The 22,714-nt window shown below is 69.4% G+C and carries 19 protein-coding genes, 1 tRNA gene and 1 riboswitch; of the genes, 8 read left to right on the top strand and 12 right to left on the bottom strand.

All coding sequences use genetic code 11. The features are described 5' to 3' along the window. Positions 1–43 precede the first annotated feature (43 nt). The gene (locus AAFO60_RS05255) at positions 44–1,501 is read right to left on the bottom strand and encodes a zinc-dependent metalloprotease (protein WP_347955125.1); all 1,458 of its coding nucleotides are present in this window, start codon (positions 1,499–1,501) and stop codon (positions 44–46) included. 95 nt (positions 1,502–1,596) lie between these two features. Here AAFO60_RS05255 and AAFO60_RS05250 point away from each other — a divergent pair, with 95 nt between their 5' ends. After that, on the top strand, positions 1,597–2,637 hold the full coding sequence (locus tag AAFO60_RS05250) for a YlbL family protein (RefSeq protein ID WP_347955124.1): 1,041 nt from the start codon (positions 1,597–1,599) through the stop codon (positions 2,635–2,637). A gap of 21 nt (positions 2,638–2,658) precedes the next feature. Here AAFO60_RS05250 and AAFO60_RS05245 read toward each other — a convergent pair whose 3' ends face one another. Further along, on the bottom strand, positions 2,659–3,225 hold the full coding sequence (locus tag AAFO60_RS05245) for a PPA1309 family protein (RefSeq protein ID WP_347955123.1): 567 nt from the start codon (positions 3,223–3,225) through the stop codon (positions 2,659–2,661). A gap of 132 nt (positions 3,226–3,357) precedes the next feature. On the opposite strand from AAFO60_RS05245, the gene AAFO60_RS05240 reads away from it, so the two are divergent. Next, on the top strand, positions 3,358–6,345 hold the full coding sequence (locus AAFO60_RS05240; RefSeq protein ID WP_347955328.1) for a UPF0182 family protein: 2,988 nt from the start codon (positions 3,358–3,360) through the stop codon (positions 6,343–6,345). A gap of 114 nt (positions 6,346–6,459) precedes the next feature. On the opposite strand, the gene AAFO60_RS05235 is transcribed toward AAFO60_RS05240, so the two are convergent. Next, complete coding sequence (locus tag AAFO60_RS05235) at positions 6,460–6,753, bottom strand: hypothetical protein (protein WP_347955122.1); 294 nt, start codon at positions 6,751–6,753, stop codon at positions 6,460–6,462. A gap of 215 nt (positions 6,754–6,968) precedes the next feature. Here AAFO60_RS05235 and AAFO60_RS05230 point away from each other — a divergent pair, with 215 nt between their 5' ends. From AAFO60_RS05230 to AAFO60_RS05220, 3 genes are all read left to right on the top strand, one after another. Beyond that, the gene (locus AAFO60_RS05230) at positions 6,969–8,216 is read left to right on the top strand and encodes an MlaD family protein (RefSeq protein WP_347955121.1); all 1,248 of its coding nucleotides are present in this window, start codon (positions 6,969–6,971) and stop codon (positions 8,214–8,216) included. A gap of 87 nt (positions 8,217–8,303) precedes the next feature. Next, positions 8,304–8,377, top strand: a tRNA-Met gene (locus AAFO60_RS05225). Between the two features lie 96 nt (positions 8,378–8,473). Continuing rightward, complete coding sequence (locus AAFO60_RS05220) at positions 8,474–9,049, top strand: TetR/AcrR family transcriptional regulator (protein WP_347955120.1); 576 nt, start codon at positions 8,474–8,476, stop codon at positions 9,047–9,049. Between the two features lie 13 nt (positions 9,050–9,062). Here the strand turns inward: AAFO60_RS05220 and AAFO60_RS05215 are convergent, their stop codons facing one another. Next, on the bottom strand, positions 9,063–9,377 hold the full coding sequence (locus tag AAFO60_RS05215; RefSeq protein WP_347955119.1) for a DMT family transporter: 315 nt from the start codon (positions 9,375–9,377) through the stop codon (positions 9,063–9,065). Positions 9,378–9,387: 10 nt separating this feature from the next. After that, a riboswitch (guanidine-III (ykkC-III) riboswitch) is annotated at positions 9,388–9,451 on the bottom strand. Between the two features lie 535 nt (positions 9,452–9,986). Between AAFO60_RS05215 and AAFO60_RS05210 the strand changes: the two genes are divergently transcribed. Continuing rightward, positions 9,987–11,396, top strand: coding sequence for an HNH endonuclease signature motif containing protein (locus AAFO60_RS05210; RefSeq protein WP_347955118.1), 1,410 nt, complete (start codon positions 9,987–9,989; stop codon positions 11,394–11,396). 58 nt (positions 11,397–11,454) lie between these two features. Continuing rightward, the gene (locus tag AAFO60_RS05205; protein ID WP_347955117.1) at positions 11,455–11,808 is read left to right on the top strand and encodes a hypothetical protein; all 354 of its coding nucleotides are present in this window, start codon (positions 11,455–11,457) and stop codon (positions 11,806–11,808) included. A gap of 11 nt (positions 11,809–11,819) precedes the next feature. Here the strand turns inward: AAFO60_RS05205 and AAFO60_RS05200 are convergent, their stop codons facing one another. The 5 genes from AAFO60_RS05200 to AAFO60_RS05180 form a co-directional block, all read right to left on the bottom strand. Then, on the bottom strand, positions 11,820–12,356 hold the full coding sequence (locus tag AAFO60_RS05200; RefSeq protein ID WP_347955116.1) for a MarR family transcriptional regulator: 537 nt from the start codon (positions 12,354–12,356) through the stop codon (positions 11,820–11,822). Between the two features lie 15 nt (positions 12,357–12,371). Next, entirely contained in the window at positions 12,372–13,241 is an 870-nt protein-coding gene (gene mmsB / locus AAFO60_RS05195) for a 3-hydroxyisobutyrate dehydrogenase (protein ID WP_347955115.1), read from the bottom strand. Then, complete coding sequence (locus tag AAFO60_RS05190; RefSeq protein ID WP_347955114.1) at positions 13,238–14,416, bottom strand: acyl-CoA dehydrogenase family protein; 1,179 nt, start codon at positions 14,414–14,416, stop codon at positions 13,238–13,240. The genes mmsB and AAFO60_RS05190 overlap by 4 nt, the downstream gene beginning before the upstream one ends. A 49-nt stretch (positions 14,417–14,465) precedes the next feature. After that, positions 14,466–15,989, bottom strand: a complete 1,524-nt coding sequence (locus AAFO60_RS05185; RefSeq protein ID WP_347955113.1) for a CoA-acylating methylmalonate-semialdehyde dehydrogenase — start codon at positions 15,987–15,989, stop codon at positions 14,466–14,468. Between the two features lie 121 nt (positions 15,990–16,110). Continuing rightward, positions 16,111–18,528 (bottom strand): acetyl-CoA acetyltransferase, encoded by a 2,418-nt coding sequence (locus AAFO60_RS05180; RefSeq protein ID WP_432211692.1) that lies wholly within the window; start codon positions 18,526–18,528, stop codon positions 16,111–16,113. 55 nt (positions 18,529–18,583) lie between these two features. Here AAFO60_RS05180 and AAFO60_RS05175 point away from each other — a divergent pair, with 55 nt between their 5' ends. Further along, entirely contained in the window at positions 18,584–19,912 is a 1,329-nt protein-coding gene (locus tag AAFO60_RS05175; RefSeq protein ID WP_347955111.1) for a hypothetical protein, read from the top strand. A 12-nt stretch (positions 19,913–19,924) separates the two neighbouring features. Here AAFO60_RS05175 and AAFO60_RS05170 read toward each other — a convergent pair whose 3' ends face one another. The 3 genes from AAFO60_RS05170 to AAFO60_RS05160 are packed head-to-tail and all read right to left on the bottom strand — an operon-like array spanning position 19,925 to position 22,650. After that, positions 19,925–20,857, bottom strand: coding sequence for a hypothetical protein (locus AAFO60_RS05170; RefSeq protein ID WP_347955110.1), 933 nt, complete (start codon positions 20,855–20,857; stop codon positions 19,925–19,927). A 21-nt stretch (positions 20,858–20,878) separates the two neighbouring features. Further along, the gene (locus AAFO60_RS05165) at positions 20,879–21,442 is read right to left on the bottom strand and encodes an HhH-GPD-type base excision DNA repair protein (protein ID WP_347955109.1); all 564 of its coding nucleotides are present in this window, start codon (positions 21,440–21,442) and stop codon (positions 20,879–20,881) included. 38 nt (positions 21,443–21,480) lie between these two features. Continuing rightward, complete coding sequence (locus tag AAFO60_RS05160) at positions 21,481–22,650, bottom strand: alpha/beta hydrolase family protein (RefSeq protein WP_347955108.1); 1,170 nt, start codon at positions 22,648–22,650, stop codon at positions 21,481–21,483. Positions 22,651–22,714: the final 64 nt, after the last annotated feature.

Genomic DNA, 22,714 nt, shown 5'->3' with positions numbered 1-22,714 from the left:
GGCGCGAACACGTTATCCACAGCCCGCCCGGCACCGGGCCCGGTCAGGCGTCGTCGTCGCCCGTGTCGCCGTCCTTCTTGTCGCCGTCCTTCTTGTCGCCGTCCTTCTTGTCACCGTCGTTCTCGTCCCGGTCGGTGAACTGTCGTTCCAACTCGGCGATCGCGTCGTCGATGCCGGAGACGTCGCCGCCGATGACCCGGTCGATGAAGCCCGCCGGGTTGTCGAGGTCGTCGGCGTCGGGCAGCAGGTCGGGATGGCCCCACATGCCGTCGCGGACCGTGAGGTCGGAGGCGTCGGTCAGCGACCGCCACAGGGCCGCGGCCTCGCGGAGCTTGCGGGGGCGCAGGTCCATGCCGATGAGCGTGGCGAAGGTCTGCTCGGCGGGACCACCCGAGGCGCGCCTGCGGCGCATCGTCTCGGTGAGCGCCGCGGTGCTGGGGATGCGGTCGCCGAGCGCATTGGACACCACCAGCTCCACCCACCCTTCGATGAGCGCGAGCAGCGTCTCCAACCGGCTGAGCGCCGCCTGCTGGGCGGGGGTCGTCTCCGGTTCGAAGGAGGCGGCGGACCCCATGAGCTCCTCGATCTTGCCCGGGTTGGTGAGCAGTTCCTGAGGGTCGATGCCGGTCGCCATGTCCTGCAGGCCGCCGAGGTCGATGCGGATGCCGCGGGCGTACTCCTCCACGGTGGCCAGCAGCCGCTGCTTGAGCCACGGAACGTGGCTGAACAGTCGGATGTGCGCGGCCTCGCGGGCGGCGAGGAAGACGACGATCTCCTGCGCCGGCAGGTCGAGGCCTTCGGCGAACTTCGCGATCGCCTGGGGCAGCAGGACACCGGTGCGGTCGGGGGCCAGGGGCAGCCCGATGTCGGTGGAGGTGAGGACGTCGCCGGCGAGCTGGCCGAGGCCCTGACCCAGCTGGGTGCCGTACATGGTGCCGCTGAGCTGGCCGATCATCGCCATCATCGGGCCGGCGAAGGCCTTGGCCTCCTCCGGGAGGCCGGTGTCCATGGTCTTGGCCATCTGTTCGGCGATCGGATCGCACAGCTGGCGCCACGTCGGCATCGAGTTCTCCAGCCAGTCGACCGGCGTCCACGCCGCGGTGGTCGTGATCCCCGCGGGCATGGTGGTCTGCTCGTCGAGCCACACCTCGGCCAGGCGGACCGCGTCGGCGACGGCCCGGTGCTCCTTCTCGAGCATCGGGGTGAACGCCCCGATCTGCTGGCGCGCCAGGTTGGCCGCCACCTCGTAGTTCACCGGGCCGGAACCGCCTGAGGCCATGCCCGAGCCCATCCCGCTGAACATGTTGCCGAGCTGGCTGAAGAGCTGCCCCAGCTGGGAGGGGTCGATGGCGCCGCCGTCGCCCATCGCGAAGCCGAACGGATTGCCCGGACCGGGGCCGCCCTGAGCGCCGTCGCCGCCAGCGCCGTTGTCCTTGCCCTTCCCCTTGTCGCGATCGTTGGAGTCGTCGGACGATGAGAAGCCGAATGGCAGATCGTTCATACCCTCAACGGTACCGGCCGCGGGCGGCTGCGGGTGGCCCGTCACCGGCGGCTGGGTGCGGGAATGTCACAGGCGGCTGCATTATCCTGGGCCGAGTGACCATCAAGCCAGCCCATCGCCGCATCGCCACGATCACCGTGGGCGTGGTGGTGCTCGTCGCCTTCCTCGTTGCCGGGATGACGCTGCGGGTGCCCTACGTCGCGTTGGGGGCCGGACCCACCGTCAACACCCTCGGTGACGTCGACGGGAAGCCCGTGGTGCAGGTCAGCGGCGCCGTCGACCCCCATCCGACCGGGCATCTCAACTTGACGACGGTCTCGCTCCACGATGGTCTGACGCTGTTCCAGGCGCTCGGCATGTGGGCGTCGACAAACTACGAACTGCAGCCGCGCGAGCTCTACTATCCGCCCGACCAGACGGTGGAGCAGGTTCAGCAGCAGAACACCGCGCAGATGAGCAGTTCCGAGACCAACGCGACCATGGCGGCGTTGAACTATCTGCGCAAGCCCTTGGCGGTCGGGGTCGAGGAGGTCGGAACCAAGAGTCCGGCCGAGGGCAAGCTGCGTCCGGCCGATCGGCTGGTGAGCGTCGACGGCACGCCGGTGCCCGATCCGAAGGCGCTGGCCGAGATGCTCGCCAAGCGTCGGCCGGGGGACCGCATCGCCGTGACCGTGCAGCGCGGGCCGCAGCAGGTGACCGAGGAGATCACCCTGGGGGCGCGCCCGGATGACCGCACGCGCGCCTATCTGGGGGTGACGCCCGCGATGATGGCCGCCGACCCGGCGATCAACATCGACTTCAACGTCGGTGAGATCGGCGGACCGTCGGCCGGCCTCATGTTGACGCTGGCGGTCATCGACCGGCTGACGCCCGGCAACCTCTCGGGCGGCAAGTTCGTGGCGGGCACCGGCACCATCGACCCGCAGGGCAAGGTCGGCACCATCGGCGGAATCCCGCACAAGATCCAGGCCGCCCGCGACGCGGGCGCCACCGTCTTCCTCGTCCCCGCGGGCAACTGCGCCGCGGCGAGCGCGGATGCGCCCGACGGGATCGAACTGGTCAAGGTCGACACGCTGACCCAGGCCGTCGACGCGCTCGGCGACCTGCGGACCGGGGCGCCCCGCCCGCACTGCTGACGGCGGCGGGCCGACGGTCGGTCAGGCGTGCAGGGTCTCGGCGAGCGAGTCGAGCAGGTTCGGTGCCAGGTCCGGGTGGGTCTGCAGATCGGCCGCCTGGGCGTCGCCCTCCCGCAGCGCCAGCAGCGCGACCCGCTTCCCGTTGCGGAGCACGCCGGCGGCCAGCCGGGCCGTGCGACGGTCCGGGTGGGCGTGGGCGGCACGACGGGCGGCCTCGTCGGCGGCGTCGGCATCGGCGAGCAGCGGTTCGAGCGCCGCGTCGAGATCGGCTTCGGCGTCCGGCGGCAGGAGGGTGATCTCGGTGACGAGGGCGCAGCCGACCACCTGCGGCGGCCACGACACGGTGGTCAGCAGTTGCTCCAGGTCGTCGGTGTCGGTCTCCTGCACGACGGGGCTGAGCGCTGAATCGTCGTCCGGATCGACGAGCCCCGGGGCCTGCGCGGCCAGCACCGCGGTCGGCACCAGCGCGAACAGCGTCGGCTGCGACCCCCACGGCAGGTCGGCGGCGTAGGTCAGGCACTGGGCGAGCGCATTGCCGAGGTCGGCCTGGGAACCGCTCGACCCCGCAGAATCAGGGAATGACGTCACGGGACCATTGTGCCGTCCGGCCGGTCTGTGCGCGGAACTGAGGCGACCACGACGAATCGGTAAGCTGGTCGGCATTGTGTTCGCACGGGCGCGCGCAGGTGACGAGTCAGGGAGTTAAGACACGTGGTGAGTATGACTGGGTCGGGCAATCGGCCGACGTTATCGCGTCGGGCGAAGATCCTGATCGGGATCGGCGTCGGCATTCTGATCCTGCTGCTGGTCGGCCCCCGGGTGGTCTCGCTCATCACCGACTGGCTCTGGTACTCCGACCTCGGCTACTCCGAGGTGATGTCGACGATGATCAGCACCCGGGTGGTGATCTTCGCAGTGGTCACCCTGCTGGTGGCGGCGATCATCTTCGGCGCGATCTTCGCCGCCTACCGGGTCCGGCCGGACTTCGTGATGCTGTCGAGTCCGACCGACCCCCTGGCCCGCTACCGCACCGCGATCGGGATGCGACCCAAACTGTCGTTCCTGCTGCCCTCGGTCTTCATCGGCTTGATGGCCGGTCTGATCGCGCAGGGGTCGTGGACCACCGTGCAGATGTTCCTCAATCGGGAACCGTTCGGCACCACCGACCCTCAGTTCGGGCTCGACATCGGCTTCTACGCCTTCTCGCTGCCCTTCTACCGCATGATCCTCGACATCGTGTTCATCGCGCTGGTCATCGCCTTCGTCGGCAACCTGATCACGCACTACGTCTTCGGCGGCCTCCGACTGGGCGGCGGCGGCCGACAGGGCTCGTTGACCCGCGCGGCGCGCATCCAGCTGGCGGTGATCGCCGGACTGTTCATGCTCGCCAAGGCCGTCGGCTACTGGTTCGACCGGTACGACCTGCTCAGCAGCGACCGCCGCGGTGACATCTTCACCGGCGGCACGTACACGGACATCAACTACGTGCTGCCCTCCAAGCTGATCCTGATGGCGATCGCGATCGTGTGCGCGCTGGCCTTCTTCGCGGCCATCGCCCTGCGCGATCTGCGCATCCCGGCGCTCGCGGCGGTGCTGATGCTGTTGTCGGCGCTGATCATCGGGGTGGCGTGGCCGGCGGCGATGGAGCAGTTCGCCGTGAAACCGAGCGCCGACACCAAGGAGGCGGAGTACATCGAGCGGAACATCGCCGCGACCACCGACGCCTACCGGATCCGCAACGGCAAGGACGTGTTCTACGACAACGACTGGGCTCGCAGCGAGGCGAATCCGGCCACCGTGAACTCCGACGCCGCGACCCTGTCGAACATCCGGATCCTCGATCCGGCCGTGATGTCGACGGCGTTCTTCCAGCGGCAGGCGCTCAAGAACGTCTACGGCTTCCCGTCGCAGTTGGCCGTCGACCGCTACGAGGTGACCGACAAGGACGGCAAGACCGCACAGCGTGACTTCATCGTCGCCGCGCGCGAGTTGGATCCGTCGCGGTTGAGCGGCAACCAGAACAACTGGTTGAACAAACACACCGTCTTCACCCACGGCAACGGGTTCATCGCCGCTCAGGCGAACAAGGTCGACGAGGCGCCCACCGGCGACACCAACTCCGACTCCGGCGGACTCCCGGTCTTCCTCGTCTCCGACGTCGACACGGTCAACACCCCCGAGTACAAGGCGTCGGCGCCGATCAAGGTGACCGAGCCGCGCATCTACTTCGGCGAGATGATCGCGAAGGTCAACCCCGACTACGCGATCGTCGGCACCGGCGACGGCGACCAGGGACGCGAGTACGACGGCGACAACGAGAACTACCGCTACCGTGCCGACTCCGGTGTGCCGCTGAGCAACATCGGCACCCGACTGCTGTACGCGCTCAAATACGGCGAGCGGAACTTCGTGCTGTCGAGCGCGGTGACCGACCAGTCGCGCATCCTGTACGACCGGGACCCGCGCGACCGCGTGAAGAAGGTCGCACCCTGGCTGACCACCGACTCCAAGACGTACCCGGCGGTCATGGGCGACGGCTCCATCAAGTGGATCGTCGACGGCTACACGACGCTGAAGAACTACCCGTACGCGCAGCGGATGGCGTTGCAGGCCGCGACCGCGGACTCCCGCCAGTCCAATGCCGGGCCGACGGGCCGCGCGCAGGTCGACGAGGAGGTCTCGTACGTCCGGAACTCGGTCAAGGCGACCGTCGACGCGTACACGGGCAAGGTCGAGCTGTATCAGTCCGACGACACCGATCCGGTGCTCAAGACTTGGATGAAGGCGTTCCCCGGAACGGTGAAGCCGAAGGCGGAGCTCGACAAGCGCGCCGACCTGCGGGCGCACCTGCGGTATCCGGAGGACATGTTCAAGCTGCAGCGCGAGCTCCTGACCAAGTACCACGTCGGTGACGGCACGACCTTCTTCAAGTCGAGCAACTTCTGGACCGTGCCCGCCGATCCGACCGTCGACAAGACGACGGCGCCGCAGCCGCCGTACTTCTTCACCGCGTCGGCGCCCGGCAAGCAGTCGCTGGCTCAGTTCCAGCTCACCTCGGTGATGACGGCGCTGGCTCGGCCCAACCTGGCCGCGTACATGACGGCGAACTCCGACCCCGACGGGTACGGCAAGATCACCGTGAAGACGCTGCCGACGGCCACCCAGTCGGTGGGTCCGCAGCAGGCGACCGAGGCGATGAAGAACAGCCCGGCCGGTACCCGAGACCGGCAGCTGGTGGAGAACTCCAGCCAGGTGACCTACGGCAACCTGCTGGCCCTGCCGGTCGGCGACAACGGGATCCTGTACGTGCAGCCGATGTACAACCAGGCCAAGGGCGGCGACTCGGCGATTCCGAAGCTGTACCGCGTGCTGACCTACTACAACGCCGCGGCGGGCGAGAAGCGCGCCAACGCGGGCTATGCGCCGACCGTTGCCGAGGCGCTGCGACAGGTGGGCATCGATCCGGGCGCGGCCACCGAACCGGACGCGCAGACCGTCCCGACGTCGCCGGCCCCGGCCAAGCCGGAGCAGCAGCAGCCGCAGCAGTCGTCGCCGGACAGTCCGGCGCGTGATGCGGCGGTCAAGGAACTCGGCGCGGCTCTGGAAGAGGTTCGGAAGGCTCAGACCAGCGGCGACTTCAAGGCCTACGGCGATGCGCTCGACCGTCTCGACAAGGCCGTCAAGAAGTACGAGTCGCTCGGCGGCTGACCCAGGCGCCACGCGGGAGAACCCGCCGGACAGGAGAACCCGCCAGACAGGAGAACCGGGGCCGACGATCGAGATTCGATCGTCGGCCCCGGTTCGTTCAGTCGGTGGCGGGTGTCAGGACGGGCGGACCTTCGACAGGTAGCGCTTGATCTCAGCCGGAGTGTTGTCGGGCATCACCGGTGAATGACGCAGTTCCCGGACGAGGGCGCTGAAGATCATCACCGAGAACACCAGGCAGCCGAGGGCGAGGACGCCGTAGGTGATGTTCGTGGGTTTGTTCGCCGGGAGGTCGGCCAGGGTGATGAGCCACAGTGCCGAGAACGCGCCTCCCGAGAGCAACAGGATGAACGCCACCATGCCCATCCAGTGGTTACCGTGGCCCTCCCTCTTGGTCGAATGGTTACTCATCTCTCCTCCTCATGCGTCGGATCACCAGAGAAATACCTGGTAGGACACCTTTGGTGTACTTTCACCGTACCTCAGTCGGTGAGAAAGATCACAGGGCAAATGTGACTAGTGGCTTTGCCACATGAGGGCCTCTGGAATCGCGGAGTGCACGTGGCGCGACTTACCCTCACGGGGCGGATCGTCTCGAATCCGTCAGTCGTGTAGGAAGGCTTCGCGTGCCGCCGCTCAGCAGAATGGTCCGGATTCAGTTGGTCGTCGTGGTCCTGTTGGGGCTTGCGGCGTCCATCTTCGCCGGCATCCGGTATGCCCGGATGGATCAGGCGCTCGGCGTCGGCGCCTATCGAGTCGTCGTGCACATGCCCGAGGCCGGCGGCACCTTCACCGACGCCGAGGTCACCTATCGCGGAGTCGCGGCCGGTCGGGTCAGCGACATGCGGCTGGTTCCCGGCGGGGTCGACGTGGAACTGACCCTCGAATCCGATCGTCGACAGATCCCGGCGTCGGCGGTCGCCGTGGTCGCCAACCGATCGGCGATCGGCGAGCAGTACCTGGACCTGCAACCGCCGTCGGCCGCCGGCCCGTTCCTGCGGGAAGGTTCGGAGATCGAGGGGGCGCAACTGCCGCCCGCGGTGCAAGACGTCGTGGCCTCCACCATCGACCTCACCCGGACGATCCCGGTCGACCAACTGCGGACCGTCGTCCAGGAGCTCGGTCAGGCCTTCAACGGTCGCGGCGACGATCTCAGCCGACTGGTCGACTCGCTGGGGCGACTGTCCAAGGACGGCGTTGACAGCCTCGACCAGACCATCTCGTTGATCGGACGATCCAACACGGTCCTGGCCACCCAGGCGGCTCAGTCCGACGAGATCCTCGCGTGGTCGCGCGGCCTCGATGCGGTGACCGCGCAGCTCGCGGCCGCGGATCCCGCCGTGCGGCGCATCCTCACCGACGGTCCCCGCGCGGCCGGCGCGCTGTCGGAGTTCCTTCGCGACAACGCCGACGACGCGAGCACGCTCGTCGGTCAGCTCGGCGGCACCGTGCACACCGCCGCGCCCGCGTCGTACGCCACCGGGATGACCTTCGCCATGCTGTCGTTGCTGGCCGCGGGCAGTCATTCACCGTCCTCGCCCGACGGCACCATCCGCTTCGGAATCGTGCTGGAGACGGGTAATCCGCCCAGCTGCACGCGCGGTTACGAGTCCACCTCGGCGATGCTCGCGCGGATCAAGCAGCGCGACCCCGGGTTCGATGTGAACTACGACGACTTCCCGTTCAACGTCGATGCCCGATGCACCGTGCCGACCGGTAATCCGACCGCCGTCCGCGGCGCGAACAATGCCGCCCTCGGCAACCCGGCGATCGCCCAGCCGTGGGACGATGCGGCGAAGAAGGACCCGGACAAGCTGAACCTCAATCCGCTCGCGAGCAGCCTTGCGAAGCTGATGGGAGTGCGGCCGCGCTGACCGCGATCCGCGACGCGGTTGCCGATCACGTTGAAGCCGAACCGATTTGCGTGGGGTGTTCATCGGTGTGTAACGTTGGTGGTGCAACGCGGGGTGGAGCAGCTCGGTAGCTCGCTGGGCTCATAACCCAGAGGTCGTAGGTTCGAATCCTGCCCCCGCTACTAGAAGAGAAGGCCCGCACCGAAAGGTGCGGGCCTTCTCGCATTCCGTGGTGATCGTCCGGAGGTCGGGTTGCGGGCGGCTTCTAGACTGGATCCATGTACAGTCTCGGGTCCACGCTGCCGCGCCGCAGCCTCAACGCACGCCAACTCGAGACGGTCGGGAAGCTCCTCGACGCCGGTGCCGATCTGCTGGCCGACGCCGTCTACGAGGACCTGACCCTGCGGTTGGTCGCCGCAGCGGCAAAAGTCTCGCCGGCCACCGCGTACACCTACTTCTCGTCCAAGGATCACCTGTTCGCCTCCCTGTTCTGGCGGCAGGTGACGCAGGCGCCTGGACCCGATCTGTCCGGCGACGTGTCGGACCGCCTGCGGCAGACGGTCCGATACATCGCCGACATGGTCGGGCAGACGCCGACCGTCACCGAGGCCGCCACCAAGAGCCTGCTCTCCGCCGACCCCGATGTCGCCCGGATCCGGGTGGAGATCGGTCGCCACTGGTACGCGCTGTTCCAGGAGGCGCTGGGGGAGGCGGCCCGGCCCGACCTGCTTCGCACGCTGACCTTCGCCTTCTCCGGTGCGCTGCTGGAGGCGGGAATGGGTCTGATCGCCTACGACGACCTGTTCGACCAACTCGATTCGGCCGTGGCGGTCATCGCGCGGGGCAACGTCTGACTGAGCCGGACGGTCAGCCGACGAGCTTCAGTCCGATGACGCCGCCGACGATCGCGATGATGCAGAGGACCTTGGCCAGGCTCGCCGCTTCGGCGCCGGTGAGCATGCCGTAGGCCACGGCGCCGGTCGCGCCGATGCCGACCCACACCGCATAAGAACTGCCCGTGGGCAACTCGCGCATCGCGTAGGCGAGTCCTCCCATGCTGAGTACCAGCGCCACGAAGAAGACGACGGTCGGCGTGAGGCGGTGCAGGCCCTCCGACCTGCCCAGCGCGCTGGCCCAGACGGCTTCGAGCACGCCGGAGACGACAAGGACGAGCCAATGCATGGTTGCTCCCGAACCACCGTCTTGTCGCAGTCCGGGTACGGCGGGCTCGTCCGGGAGCCCCGGAGGGGCTTCGCGGCGAACTCTACCCGAGCGGCCCCTTGTCCTAGTTGAATGTGATGTGTATCATAGAACACATGATCGATTGGAGTGGCCCTCAGGGATTGCTTCTCGTTCTTTGAGAATTTGATAGCGCGTCGCGTACCTGGCGACACCAACTACGCCCACGGCACCGCTGAGGGCGCAAGGGTGGGTACGCGGCGGCAAATGTCAGACCGCCGCCGGCTCTGGAGGGACTCTCGGGCTGGGTGGTCGCTCCTTTTTAGGGTGGTCGAGTAGTCCGAGGCGCTAGCCGAGGACGTATCGAGACCCCGGGGCGAGGTGCCTTCCCGCGGAGGCGGCGGCGGTCTGACATCCGGGTGACGGACCACGCACAGCTGTATTTCCAACTGCTTTGTCGTTCAACCGTATTTCGCCTCGCAGACGGTGTTGTCGGTGACCGGCACGCCGGCCTGTGGGGAGTTCAAAGACCGGAATCACGCCCGCCACCAACAGCTTTCGGCGATCCCGAAACTGTTCGTGACCGGGTCGTGGAGAGGGGGAGTCATGACCATGACGATGTCCAGGACCGTGGTTGATGCTGTCACCGACGTCGCTGACCTGCTCAGTGACGCACTCGATCCGCCGGAGTCGGCGGGTTCACCGGGCGCCTCGGGTGGGGAATTGGCCCGGGTGTTCGCGTCCCCGTCGCCGACGGGCGCCGATGATCGGCTGATTCTGGCGGTGTTGGTGGAGGTGACCAGGCTGCTCAACCTGTGCACCACCACCCTCGCTGCGGCGACGGAGGCGGCCGAGCGGGCCGGGGTCCCGGCCCGTAAGCGCGTCAAGCGCGCGAGCGATCTGCTGCGCGAACTCGGGCACCCACCGGCCGTCGCCTACCGACTCTCGCGGGTCGGCGCGGCCGCGGCCTCTCTTCCGGACCTGTCGCGGCAGGCCCGGACCGGTGGTGTTTCGCTTGAGCATGGTGATGCGGTCGGGCGTGGGGTCGCGTTCGTGAGCAGGCGGGTCCCGCTCGACGAACCGGCCCGGCAGGATCTGGCGCGCAGGCTCATCGTGCAGGTGACGCCGGCCGACGTCGACACCCGAGCCCGCGAGCTCGCCCTCGAATGGGCGCCCGCCCCCGATCCCACCGATCCAGAGTCGGAGGTGGTGCCGGTAGCTGAGAGGTCCGAGCTCAACGAGATGACCCTGACCACCGGCGCTGATGGCCGCACCACCGCCACGCTCGATCTGGACGCGCTGTCTGGGGAGGAGTTGCATCAGGCGCTTGATCCGCTGTGTCGGCCGGTGCCGCTGCCGGATGGGTCGCGGGATCCGCGGACGGTGACTCAGCGGCGGGCTGAGGCGTTCGGGCAGATCGTGCGCGGCTACCTGACCGGCCGCGACCGGCCGACCGCCTCGGGTGGGGTGTTGCCGCACGTGACGCTGATCGTCCCCACCCACACCGAGACCGCCCGCACCGAGACGGGTGGACAGCCGACTGCGGTGTCCAGCACCGCGTCGTCGGTGGCTTCGCTTGGGTTCGCGGGGCCGGTCTCGCCCTCGACGGTGGGGTTGGTGGTGTGTGAGGCGGCGATGCGGCGGGTCGTGCTCGATGGGGAGTCGGCGCCGTTGGATGTGGGCCGCGAGCATCGCCTGGTGACGGTGGCTTTGCGTAAGGCCCTCGAGGCGCGTGATCGCGGGTGTGCGTTCCCCGGGTGCGGGCGGCCGGTGTCGTGGACCGATGCGCATCATTGCGTGCCCTGGTCGGCCGGTGGTGAGACGGCGGTCGACAACTGTGTGCTCCTGTGCCGGATGCACCACACCGTCGTCCATCACACCGGCTGGGAGGTGTTCATCGGCCACGACCGGCATCCCTGGTTCCGGCCACCGGCCGACACGTCGCGTCCGGTGGGTTCGCGGGAACCGATCCGCTCCAACGCACGCCGCACGATGACCACCGCACCCACCGCCGCCGCATGAGCGCAGACGGGCGGGCACCCGGTGGCGCGCCGACCGGAATCTGCGGACCATGGTGAGCATGGGAACCACAGGTGAGTTCGGCCCCGACGACTTCGACCGCTTCGCGCGAGAGGCGGGCGATGGTCTGCGCAAGCTGTTGAAGCAGGCTCTCGACAACCCGCGAGCCACCGCCACCTGGGCCGACCTCGCGACCTCGGCCGCCCGGGCACGGACCGAGCCGCGGCGCGAACCCGAGGTGATCGACGCGGAGCCCGGGGTGTGGGGCATCGTTCACACCGCGAGTGGTGCGGTGCGCGTGGAGCGAGTGTTCGCCACCGAATTGGACGCGCTGCGCGCCAATCAGGGGAACACCGACCCGCAACGATCGGTGCGCTTCCTGGAATTCGGCGTCGAGATCGGCAGCCCGGACTGACCGGTCGGGCCTCAGAAGTCGCCGTGCGCGTGGCGCAGACTGCGGATCGCGTCGACCAGTTGCCGTGACTGATTCACCGACATTCCGACATCGGCGAACACGCTGCTGTTGAGAACTGCGGTGGCCTTCTCAACCAACTCGCGGCCGTCGCCGGTGATGGAGACCAGCGTGGTCCGACCGTCCGTGGGGTGGGGCAGACGCTCCACGAGGCCTGCTTCGGCGAGCCTGCCGATCGCGTGGGTGGCCGACGAGACGTGGACCTGCAGGCGGTCACTGGCCTTCGAGATGGGCAGCGCCCCCTGCCGGGTGAAGGCCAGCAGCCGCAGGAGCTCGAACCGGGCGAAGGTGAGGCCGAAGGGCTTCAGCTCCTGTTCCACGCGCGCCAACATGATCTGATGCGCGCGCATCACCGAGGTGACCGCCTCCATGCCGTCTGCGACGTCACCGCCCCATCCGGCGTCCTCCCAATTGCGGCGGGCCAGGGCGATCGGGTCGTGCTCGCTCGACTCATGATCAACCCCGGCCACGCCACTCCTATCGACAGTCATTGCGCCGCATGGACGTCAGCGCAGGGTTTCGATTATCGCACTGAAGTCGAGGCCGCCGTGCTCGGCCGCGAACTCGTCGTACATCTTGGCGGCATGCGTGCCCAGCGGAGCATTCGCTCCAGTCTTCGACACCGCGTCCATGGCCAGGTGCAGATCCTTGTTCATCAGCGACGTCGCGAACCCCGGCTGGAAGCCGTTGCCCGACGGCGCCCCCTCGACCGGACCCGGAACCGGGCAGTTGGCCTGCAGCGCCCAGCAGTTTCCGGTCGCCCCGGTGACCACGTCGTACAGGGCCTGATCGTCGAGGCCGAGCTTCTCGGCGAGGGTGAAGGCCTCACCGACGACGATCTGCTGGACCGCCAAGATCATGTTGTTGCACAGCTTGGCGGCCTGACCGTTGCCGGGACCGCCGCATGCGACGACCTTGCCCGCCATCGGCGCCAGAATCGGGCGGGCCGCTGCGAGCGCCACGTCGTCGCCGCCGACCATGAACGCCAAGGTACCCGCGGTGGCGCCCTTGACGCCGCCCGAGACGGGAGCATCGAGCTGCATGAGACCGGCGTCGACCGCCAGCTCGTGCACCGCGCGCGCATCCTCCACCGAGATCGTCGACGAGTCGATGAAGAGCTGGCCGGGCGTGGCGTGCGGGATCACCGCCTCATACACCGCGCGGACCGCAGCGCCGCTGGGAAGCATGGTGATGACGGCGTCGGCGCCGGCCACCGCGGACTCAGCCGAGTCGGCCGGGCGCACACCCGACTCGACAGCGGCCGACAGCAGCTCGGGGATCAGGTCGAAGCCGACCACCTCGTGGCCGCCCTTGACGAGGTTGGCCGCCATCGGCCCACCCATGTGGCCGAGCCCGAGGAAAGCGATAGTGCTCATCGTGTGCCCTTCTTCGTGGCGGTGGCACGCTGCGCCTGTGCGCGGCCGATCACCATCCGCATGATCTCGTTGGTTCCTTCAAGGATGCGATTCACCCGCAGGTCGCGGACGATCTTCTCGATACCCGTCTCGTGCAGGTAGCCGTAGCCGCCGTGCAACTGCAGCGCCTGATCGGCGACCGTGAAACAGCTCTCGGTGACGAAACGCTTGGCCATCGCGCACAGCTCCACCTTGTCCGGGTCGTCGGCGTCGAGTGCCTCCGCCGCACGCCAGAGCATCAGGCGCGAGGCCTCCAGCGCGATCGCCATATCGGCCAGGGTCGCCGCGATCGTCGGCTCGGCGATCAGCGGCTTGCCGAAGGCCTCGCGTTCGGTCGTGTACTGCAGCGTCTGGTCGTAGGCGGCCTGAGCGCCGCCCAATGAACACGCGGCGATGTTGAGTCGGCCGCCGTTCAGCCCGTTCATGGCGATCGAGAACCCGGTGCCCTCGCCTTCCGGGCCGCCGAGCATCGCATCGGCAGGAACCCGGACGTCGTCGAAGATCACCTGCGCGGTGGGCTGATTGTGCCAGCCCATCTTGGCCTCGGGCGGACCGAACGAGAGCCCGGGTGCGCCCTTCTCGACGACGAAGGTCGAGATGCCGCGAGCCCCGGCGTCCCCGGTGCGGGCCATCACCACGTAGACGTCCGAGACGCCGCCGCCGGAGATGAACTGCTTGCTGCCGCGCAGGACGAACTCGTCACCGTCGCGGCGGGCCGACGTCGACAGCGCCGCCGCATCCGAGCCCGCGCCGGGCTCGGTGAGGCAGTAGCTGGCGATGTACTCCATCGACGCCATCTTCGGCACCCAGCGTTTGCGTTGCTCGTCGGTGCCGTACCGGTCGACCATCCAGGTGCACATGTTGTGGATGGACAGGAACGCGGCCGTGACCGGATCGGCCTTGGCGAGTTCTTCGAAGATCCGCACGCCGTCGAGGCGTCGGAGGCCGGAGCCGCCGACGTCCTCGCGGGTGTAGATGCCGGCCATTCCGAGCGAAGCCGCTTCACGCATCTCCGTGACGGGGAAGTGCGCGGCGGCGTCCCACTCGAGGGAGAACGGGGCCAGCCGCTTGCGCGCGAAATCCCTGGCCGCTTCGACGACGATCCGGTCGTCGTCGGACAATTTCGGGTAGGGCATGGTTTCTGTCTGCCGTGTCTGTGTCGGTCCTGCTGTCTGGTCGGGTCGGTCAGTGCATCTGCGGCATGGCGAAGTCGGCGCCCTCCTTGATGCCCGACGGCCATCGAGAGGTCACTGTCTTGGTCTTGGTGTAGAACATGATCGACGCCGGTCCGTGCTGGTTCAGGTCGCCGAAGCCGGAGCGCTTCCAGCCGCCGAACGTGTGGTAGGCCACCGGGACCGGGACGGGGACGTTGACGCCGACCATGCCGACCTCGACGCGCGAGGTGAAGTCGCGGGCGGTGTCGCCGTCGCGGGTGAAGATCGAGACGCCGTTGCCGTACTCGTGCTCGGTCGGCAGCGCCAGGGCCTCTTCGTAGTCGTGGGCGCGCACGATGCAGACCACCGGTCCGAAGATCTCGTCGGTGTAGATCGACATGTCCTTGGTGACGTGGTCGAACAGGGTCGGGCCCACGTAGTAGCCGCCGGAGAGGTCGGTGCCCTCGAACTCGGCGTCGGTCGAGCCCTTGCCGCGGCCGTCGACGACGACCTCGGCGCCGGCGGCGACACCCTGCTCGATGTAGTCCAGGACGCGGTCGCGGGCGGCCGCCGTGATCAGCGGACCGTAGTCGGCCTTCGGGTCGTGGCTGTGGCCCACCCGCAGCGCCTGGACGCGCTCGACCAGCTTGGCGCGCAACGCGTCGGCGGTGGCGTCGCCGATCGGGACGGCGACCGAGATCGCCATGCAGCGCTCGCCCGCGGCACCGTAACCGGCACCGACGAGGGCGTCGGCGGCCTGATCGAGGTCGGCGTCGGGAGCGATGATCATGTGGTTCTTGGCGCCGCCGAAGCACTGGCTGCGCTTGCCGTTCTTGGCGGCGTTCTCGTAGATGTACTGCGCGATGTCCGAGGACCCGACGAAGCCGACTGCCTTGACGTCGGGGTTCTCGAGCAGCGCGTCGACGGCGGTCTTGTCGCCGTGCACCACCTGGAAGACGCCGTCGGGCAGGCCGGCCTCGGTGAAGAGTTCGGCGAGGCGGACCGGGACGCCCGGGTCGCGCTCTGAGGGCTTGAGGATGAAGGCGTTGCCGCAGGCCAGTGCGGGGCCGGCCTTCCACAGGGGGATCATCGCCGGGAAGTTGAACGGCGTGATGCCGGCGACCACGCCGAGCGGCTGGCGCATCGAGTACACGTCGATGCCGGTGCCCGCGTTCTCGGTGTACTCGCCCTTGAGCAGGTGCGGGATGCCGACGGCGAACTCCATGACGTCCAGGCCGCGCATCACGTCGCCGCGGGCGTCGGCCAGGGTCTTGCCGTGTTCGCTGGAGAGCAGTTCGGCCAGCTCGTCCATGTTTTGGTTGACCAGGTCGATGAACTTCATCAGGACGCGGGCGCGGCGCTGCGGGTTGAACGCCGCCCACACCTTCTGCGCCTCGGCGGCGATGGCGACGGCCTTGTCGACCTCGTCGGCGGTGGCCAGCGGAACGGTGGCCTGGACCAGGCCCGTGCTGGGGTCGAAGACGTCGGCGGTGGCGCCGCTCGCCGCGACGTGAGCGCCGTTCAAGTAGTGATCGATGGTCCGCAACGCAGTCATGCGAGATCCTTCCAGAGGCATCCGAGGGGTGACGCGAACCACGATATACTTGGATGTCCAAGTAATTCAAGGTTCTATTCGGATCTCCCTGTCCATGCAGGTCAGCGCGGTGGGTTCCGGATCAGTGACCCTCCCATCGCGGTTCGCGCTTCTCTGCGAGGGCCGCCATGCCCTCGTGGAGATCGGTCGAGACGAGCACCGTGTCGAGCACCGAGGCGCTCTCGCCGACGGCGGCGACGACGTCGGGTTCGGACCGGGTGGCGGCCATGGCGGCCAGCGAAGCCCGCACGGCCACCGGAGACCCCGCGAGGATCGCGGCGGCGACCGATCGCGCCGTCCCGAGCACCCCGCCGGCCGGAGCGATCCGCGAGATCAATCCGCAGGCCAGGGCCTCGGTCGCATCGAGTCGGCGGCCGGTCAGGACCATGTCGTTCGCCAGCACCGGAGGAATGGTCCGGGGCAACCGCACCAGCCCGCCCGCCGCGACGGCCAGACCCATCCCGACCTCGGGCAGCCCGAAGGTGGCATCCGCGTCCGCGACGACCACATGGCAGGCCAGTGCCACCTCCAGGCCGCCGCCGAGGGCGCATCCGTTGACCGCGGCGATCACCGGCTTGGGCAGTGACCGGCGCGAAGTGAGACCGCCGAGACCGTTGGCGGGAACCGAGAGCCCGGCGGCCATCGGGCCGGCGGCGAGGTCGTTGCCCGCCGAGAACGCTCGGTCGCCGGCGCCGGTCAGGATCGCCACCCGCAGCTCCGAATCGGCGAAGTACGCGTCGAACACCGCGTCCAGTTCGGCATTGGTCGCCGCGTTCAGCGCATTGCGCGCCTCGGCGCGATTGATCGTGACCTCGAGTACGTGACCGTCGCGGCGCACCAGGAGGTGCTCGTAGCGGTCGGCGAAACTGACGGCAGGCCTCGGGTGCCGCGCGTCGAGATCGCGTCGCGTCAGGGCGACGTGATTGCGGTCGGTGCCTGCGCGAACGTGAACCGGTGTCCCGATTGGATCGTCGTCTCCGGAGAGCAGGTCCAGGAGTGCACGGTCGGCGCCGTCGACCGCCGCGACGAAGCGAGCGCCGTCGGGCAGCCTGCCGATGACTGTGCCCGCCGGTCGCGGTCCGTCGGGGTCGACCACGACGAACGACTCGACGGTCGCGGGACCGTCGGGGTGTCGGTTCACCGCGACGGATCCGGTGGCGTCGAGCTCGCGCTGCAAGTCGGCCGACGTCGACCGGCGCCACGGCGCGGGCGCGGTCCCGTACACCCCGACCGAGTACTTGCTGAGGATGCCGCCGTTGGCCGCGACCAGACCGAAGGTGCCCGGCGTGCGGCGGGCGCGAGCGACGATCTCGGCGATCGCATGCATCGAGTAGTTGTTGCCCGGACCGCCGAAGTAGGGCAGGCCGCCGGTCGCGGTGAGTCCGCGCGGGTCGTCCGGGGCCAATCCCAACTCGTCGCACACGTGCGAGACCGCGACGGGGAAGCAACTGTAGAAGTCCAGGTCGGCGAGGTCGTCGACGCTCAGCTCCGCCATCTGCAGCGCCTCGCGGACCGCGGCCGCCGAGGCTGGAGCCCGGGATAGGTCGGGGCGTGCGAGCAGCGGCTTCTCGACGGCGTCGGCGTGCCCGTGCACAAAGACCCAGCGGTCGGCGGGCACCCCGGCGGCGCGGGCGGCCCCGACCGACATCAGGATCACCGCGGCCGCCTGATTCACGTGATCGCGGGCGACCAGCCGCCGCGGGTAGGGGACCGAGACCCGTCGATTGCCGTCGCCGGCGAGCGCGAGCTCGGCTGCGGTCCGGATCCCGGGTGCCGCGGCGAACCGGTTCTGCGTCGCGACCGCCGTCATCGGGGCGAACCATTCGCCCATCGACAGCGCGTAGTCGGGTGCCGACATGCCCAGCCGGTGCCTGCGTGCGTTCTCCACGATCGAGTACTGCGCGATCGGCAGGACCACCCCGTGCCGAACCTCTTCCACGGAGGTCAGGCCGGCGATCGAGTAGCCGCGATCGTCCAACTGGCCGCCGACGGTCTCGGCGAAATCGAGGTGCGCACCGTTCTTCATCGCGTGCCGCACGGTCGACATCACCTCGGCGCCGAACAGCACGACCGACGAGCTCCGCCCGGCGGCGATCTCGCCGCAGAACTCGTTCACCAGGTGCTGGGGGCTCTGTCCGCCGGTCACCTCTGCCACGGCGCGCCGCGGATCGATGCCGGTGCGGCGCCCGACGGCCCGCGGCATGTTGTCCGGGCGCCCGAAGGGCGACGACGACGCCGGGCTGGAGCGCTCGAAGGAGCGCACCGCCACCGCGGTGTCGATCGTCGACGCGAGCTCGGCGACGTCGGTGCCGGTGTCGGCGAGGGCCGCGCGCACCGCCTGCGCCGCCAGGTCGGCTTCGCCGAGCGGCTCGTAGTCCGCGTCGTCGATGCGCTGGGCCGCCTGCCCGACGCCTACGATGACCGGGGTGGTGGGATCGAGTCCGTCGAGGGTCGAATCACTGGGCACGTCGGCCGCCTCTCCATGCCGCACCCGCGGCATCTGCGTTTTCAGGCATTATGCCCACGTTGCCATTGGTCGATGTCAAGGACGTCCGGTGAGTGCGCTGAGCGGACCCGACGCCGCGATGTACTGGCGATCCCTGGTCGGCCGCAACGACCAGTTCCTGGTGTACGCCTTCGCCGCGACGGCGGCGTCCGTGGGCGATCCGATGGCCGAACTGCGGCGCCGCGCGGCAGGCATCGCCGACCTGCACCTGGCGATCGCGCGGGTGCCCGGCGACCTCGACTATCCGCGCTGGTGTGCGCGCCCCGCCGCCGACGACCAGTTCCGGCGATCGGACGCGCAGACGTGGGACGAGGTCCTGGCCGATCTGGCGACGCTCATGGCGGCCGACGATGCCGGACCGGGATCGCTGCGGGAGTCCGGGGCGCTGCCGGAGTCCGGGTCGTTGTGGCGCGTGCACCTGCACCCTTCGCTCGTCGGCGTACCGGGTACGGATGGGGGTCGCGCGCACGTCGTCGTCCTGCAGATCTCACATGCGCTCGGTGACGGCCGAACGGTCTCGGCCATCGCGCGCCGACTGCTGTCGGACACCGGCGCCATCGGTGACGCGCCCGCCCCGGGACCGCCGCCGGGGCTGCGAACCGCGCTGCGCGGAGCGCTGACGACGCCGCTGCGGCTCGCGACCGCGATCGCCGTGGGGACGGCGGCGTGGCGTGCCGACTCGACCACCGCCGCCCTCACTGCCACCGCCCCGACTGCGCCGATCGAGCCCACCGAGCTCAATCGCCCGGGCTCGGGTCCGATCCGTCTGCAGACGATCACCGTCGACCGCGAGTCGGTTCGCCGACCGGGCATGACGGTCACCGTCGGCGCGCTGGTCCGGATCGCCGAGGTGCTGCCGGAGTTCGGGGGAGCGAGCGCCGACGGTCGGACCGTCGCCGAGGTGACCTTGGCGCGCCCCGGGTCGGGCGGTGAGCGCAACAGCTTCTTCACCGCGGGAATCGACCTGCGGTCCGACCTGGGCCGCGACCAGCGGGCCACGGTGCTGGCCGACGCCCTCGCCGAAGCGCGGCGACGCGACGCACTGCCCGGCCGGAGCGCCGCCCGGCGGGCCACCGCGTGGGCGCCGGCGATAGTGGAGTCGTGGGGCGTGCGGCTGGCCGCGGCTGCCCCCGTGCCGCCGCTGGTGGCCGGCGCCACGGTGGTCTCGTCGGTCGACCGCGGCCCCGCCGACCTGACGCTGGCCGGCGGTCAGGTGCTGTTCACGGCGGGTTTTCCGGCGCTGTCGCCGGTGCACGGACTCACCCACGGCGTGCACGGTATCGGCGAGACGGTCACCGTGTCGGTGGCTGCGCGCGGCGCCGCCGCCGAGACGATCGACGACTACGCGGCCGCCCTGCGCGCCGCCCTCACCTCGTGATCGGCGAGGCGATCACCGGCCCGGGTAGCGGCTGGCCGCGTCGTCGCTCGGGTCGCCGGGCAACTGCGGGCGGACCGGCGCCGGAGTGTTGCCGCTGTTGCCCGGGTACGTTCCCCGGGTGAGCCGCTTGGGCAGCCGGTCGGCCAGTCCGCCGATCGGTGCGACCGAGGCGTTGAGCAGTTCCACCACCTCGTTGAGGTGATCGACGGTTTCCTGCATGGCGGCCAGATTCGGCGGCAGGGATGCCAGGGTCTCGGACAGTTCGGTGAACTTGTCCAGCGGACCGCCGGGCGCGATCAGCTTCTCCAGTGCGCCGTCGGCGCCGAGCAGCTGGTCGAGCAGGCCGTCGTCGCTGGCTGCGCGGTCGAGGACCCCGTCGGGCTGAGCCAGCTTCTCCAGCACGCCGTCGGGAGCGGTCAGCTTGTCGACGATGCCGCCCTCGGAGGTCAGACGTTCGAGGATGCCCTCGCTCTCGGTGAACTGGTCGACGACGCCGCCCTCGCGGGTGAGCCTGTCGAGCGGGCCGTCCTTGGCCGCGACCCGCATCAGGATGCCCTTCTCGTCGGTCATCTGATCCAGCAGTCCGCCGCGCTCGGTCAGCTTCTCCAGCAGTCCGTCGGGAGCGGTGAGCCGGTCGATGACACCCCCGGGCTGGATGAGTCGATCGAGGGGGCCGCCGTTGGCCAGGATCCGGCCGAAGGGACGGTCGGGGCTGAGGAGGTCGGCCACCTGGCTCAGGATCGTCAGCGGTGCCCGCACGGTCGCGATCTCGCTGTTGTCGTTGATGCCGACCATCGAGTTGACTTCGCTCTCGATGCTCTCGGCGGTGAGCCGGGCGACGTTGAGCACCGACTCGACGGTCGACAGTGCGATCCCGGCGGTCGCGAAGCCGATTCGCAGCGGAATCTTGACGGCTGCGCGTACTTCCTTCGCCCCATTATTCATGGTCGTAGATTGTAGCGGGGGTTACTTTCGCGCCGCGGCCTTCGCCGCCTTCTTGAAGTCGCGAACCCGCTGCAGGGACTCCGGATCGGTGACGTCGGCCACCGAGCGGTACCCCTTGCGTCCATAATCACCGGTCACCTTGGTCCAACCGCGCGGCTTCACGCCGAGCTGTTTGGCCAGCAGGGCGACGAAGATCGCGGCCTTCTGGTCGCCGAAGCCCGGAAGCGCGCGCACCCGCGCGTACAACTCCTCACCGGTCTTGGCGGTGGTCCAGATGGCCGCGGTGTCGCCGTCGTACTGATCGACCACGACTCGCGCCAACTCCTGGATCCGGCCCGCCATCGAGCGCCCGTAGCGGTGCACGGCCGGCGGGGTCGCGCACAGGTCGGCGAAGGCCTCGGGTTCGGCGTCGGCGATCGCGGCCGGATCGAGCGTCCCGAACCGCTCGCGGATCTTGGCCGGACCGGCGAAGGCCCGCTCCATCGGGAACTGTTGATCGAGAAGCATGCCCGCGGTCAGGGCGAACGGATCGGTCGACAGCAGTTCGTCGGCGACAGGGTCCTGGGCGATCTGGAGTTTTCCCATGAGGTCATGGTAGTTGCCGCCGCGCGCCGCGGGCCCGGTCAGAACAGGCCGGCCAGGAAGGCGTCGACCGCCGCCTGTTCCTGTCGCTCGGCGTCGGCCTCACTGCCCGTCAGATAGGTGCTCATCTTGACCTTGTTGCTGCTGAGCTGGGCTTCGGCGACATATCGCAGGGAGTTCGGCACGACGACGGCGTCGTCGGTGAGACGCTGGCTCATCAGGATCGGGCGGTTGAAGCCCCGGGTCGGGATCGCCAGCGACTTGCGCAACGACGAGGCCAGCGTCGCATTCGACGACAGCGGGCGCGAGACCAGATCGGCGAGACCGGTGCCGCCGATCTCCTTGATCAATGCGTCGGTGCACAGCGTGCGCGCCTTGGTCACCAGCGCCGAGCCGCGCGGGGAGAGAATGGACTCCAGCGCGTCGGCCGGCTGCGAGGCCAACGTGTACAGGACATCGGCGACCATCGCGGTGGGCACCGCCGCCGACGACGGGCTCAGCCCGGCGACGACGTCCTGGTAGTCGGCCGGGATGCTCGCGGCGCCGGCGCCGCGGAAGTCGAGCGGCCCGCTCTGCCAGGCGGTCGCCTTCGCCGCGAGGACGACCGCGGCCGAGGCGCCCAGCCCCCGACCGGTGACCGCCCATTTCGGCGACAGCGCCGAGGCGCCGACGTCGGAGCCGGCCCGGACCGCGTCGACGATGTTGTGCGCGGTGGCGGTGAAGTCCGCGTACTGCGGGGAACCGGGGGTGCCGACGGCGGCGTAGTCGGGGGCGATCACCGCGAAACCCTGCTTGAGCAGACGGGACACGGCCGCGACGTCAGCGGCGTCGCGGCGGACCGACGGCGCACAGGCCTGACTCCACCCGTCCGAGCCGTGCGCCCACACCACCACCGGCCATCCGGCCGACGGCGCGGCGCCGCGCGGTTCGAGCAGGACCGCCGTCGACAGGTGCATCCGCTCGTCGGCGCCGGCTGACCAGTAGCTGTACTGCTGGCCGGCCGCGGCCCCCGGCACCAGCCGGCCCTCGGGCACGGTGCGGTTGGCGTACACCGTGCCTGCGGTCTGACCGCCGGTCGCGGTGGGCGCGGGGTCGACGGCGGGGTCGGCCAGTGCTCGGGCGCCGACGACACCGCCTGCGACGACGACGGCGGCGGCCGCCGCGGTCGCGACGAGCGTGCGGGTGAACCGCTTCCGGGCGGTGAACATCATCGGGATCCTTCAAAGTGGGGCTCGCACCCGCCGACCGGTGTGGCCTGCGAGTGCGAGCATCGGG

It is taken from the genome of Gordonia aichiensis (assembly GCF_039946255.1).
Taxonomy (GTDB): Bacteria; Actinomycetota; Actinomycetes; order Mycobacteriales; family Mycobacteriaceae; genus Gordonia; species Gordonia aichiensis_A.
The sequence above is the reverse complement of the archived record's forward strand: the minus strand, read 5'-3'. Positions and strand labels throughout refer to the sequence as shown.

Coding starts and splice junctions, on each gene's coding strand:
- AAFO60_RS05215 (WP_347955119.1), bottom strand. CDS start 9,377: ATGCATTGGCTCGTCCTTGTCGTCTCCGGCGTGCTCGAAGCCGTCTGG.
- AAFO60_RS05235 (WP_347955122.1), bottom strand. CDS start 6,753: ATGAGTAACCATTCGACCAAGAGGGAGGGCCACGGTAACCACTGGATG.
- AAFO60_RS05160 (WP_347955108.1), bottom strand. CDS start 22,650: ATGATGTTCACCGCCCGGAAGCGGTTCACCCGCACGCTCGTCGCGACC.
- AAFO60_RS05180 (WP_432211692.1), bottom strand. CDS start 18,528: ATGCCGCGGGTGCGGCATGGAGAGGCGGCCGACGTGCCCAGTGATTCG.
- mmsB (WP_347955115.1), bottom strand. CDS start 13,241: ATGAGCACTATCGCTTTCCTCGGGCTCGGCCACATGGGTGGGCCGATG.
- AAFO60_RS05220 (WP_347955120.1), top strand. CDS start 8,474: ATGTACAGTCTCGGGTCCACGCTGCCGCGCCGCAGCCTCAACGCACGC.
- AAFO60_RS05210 (WP_347955118.1), top strand. CDS start 9,987: ATGACGATGTCCAGGACCGTGGTTGATGCTGTCACCGACGTCGCTGAC.
- AAFO60_RS05200 (WP_347955116.1), bottom strand. CDS start 12,356: ATGACTGTCGATAGGAGTGGCGTGGCCGGGGTTGATCATGAGTCGAGC.
- AAFO60_RS05170 (WP_347955110.1), bottom strand. CDS start 20,857: ATGAATAATGGGGCGAAGGAAGTACGCGCAGCCGTCAAGATTCCGCTG.
- AAFO60_RS05185 (WP_347955113.1), bottom strand. CDS start 15,989: ATGACTGCGTTGCGGACCATCGATCACTACTTGAACGGCGCTCACGTC.
- AAFO60_RS05205 (WP_347955117.1), top strand. CDS start 11,455: ATGGGAACCACAGGTGAGTTCGGCCCCGACGACTTCGACCGCTTCGCG.
- AAFO60_RS05165 (WP_347955109.1), bottom strand. CDS start 21,442: ATGGGAAAACTCCAGATCGCCCAGGACCCTGTCGCCGACGAACTGCTG.
- AAFO60_RS05240 (WP_347955328.1), top strand. CDS start 3,358: ATGACTGGGTCGGGCAATCGGCCGACGTTATCGCGTCGGGCGAAGATC.
- AAFO60_RS05190 (WP_347955114.1), bottom strand. CDS start 14,416: ATGCCCTACCCGAAATTGTCCGACGACGACCGGATCGTCGTCGAAGCG.
- AAFO60_RS05255 (WP_347955125.1), bottom strand. CDS start 1,501: ATGAACGATCTGCCATTCGGCTTCTCATCGTCCGACGACTCCAACGAT.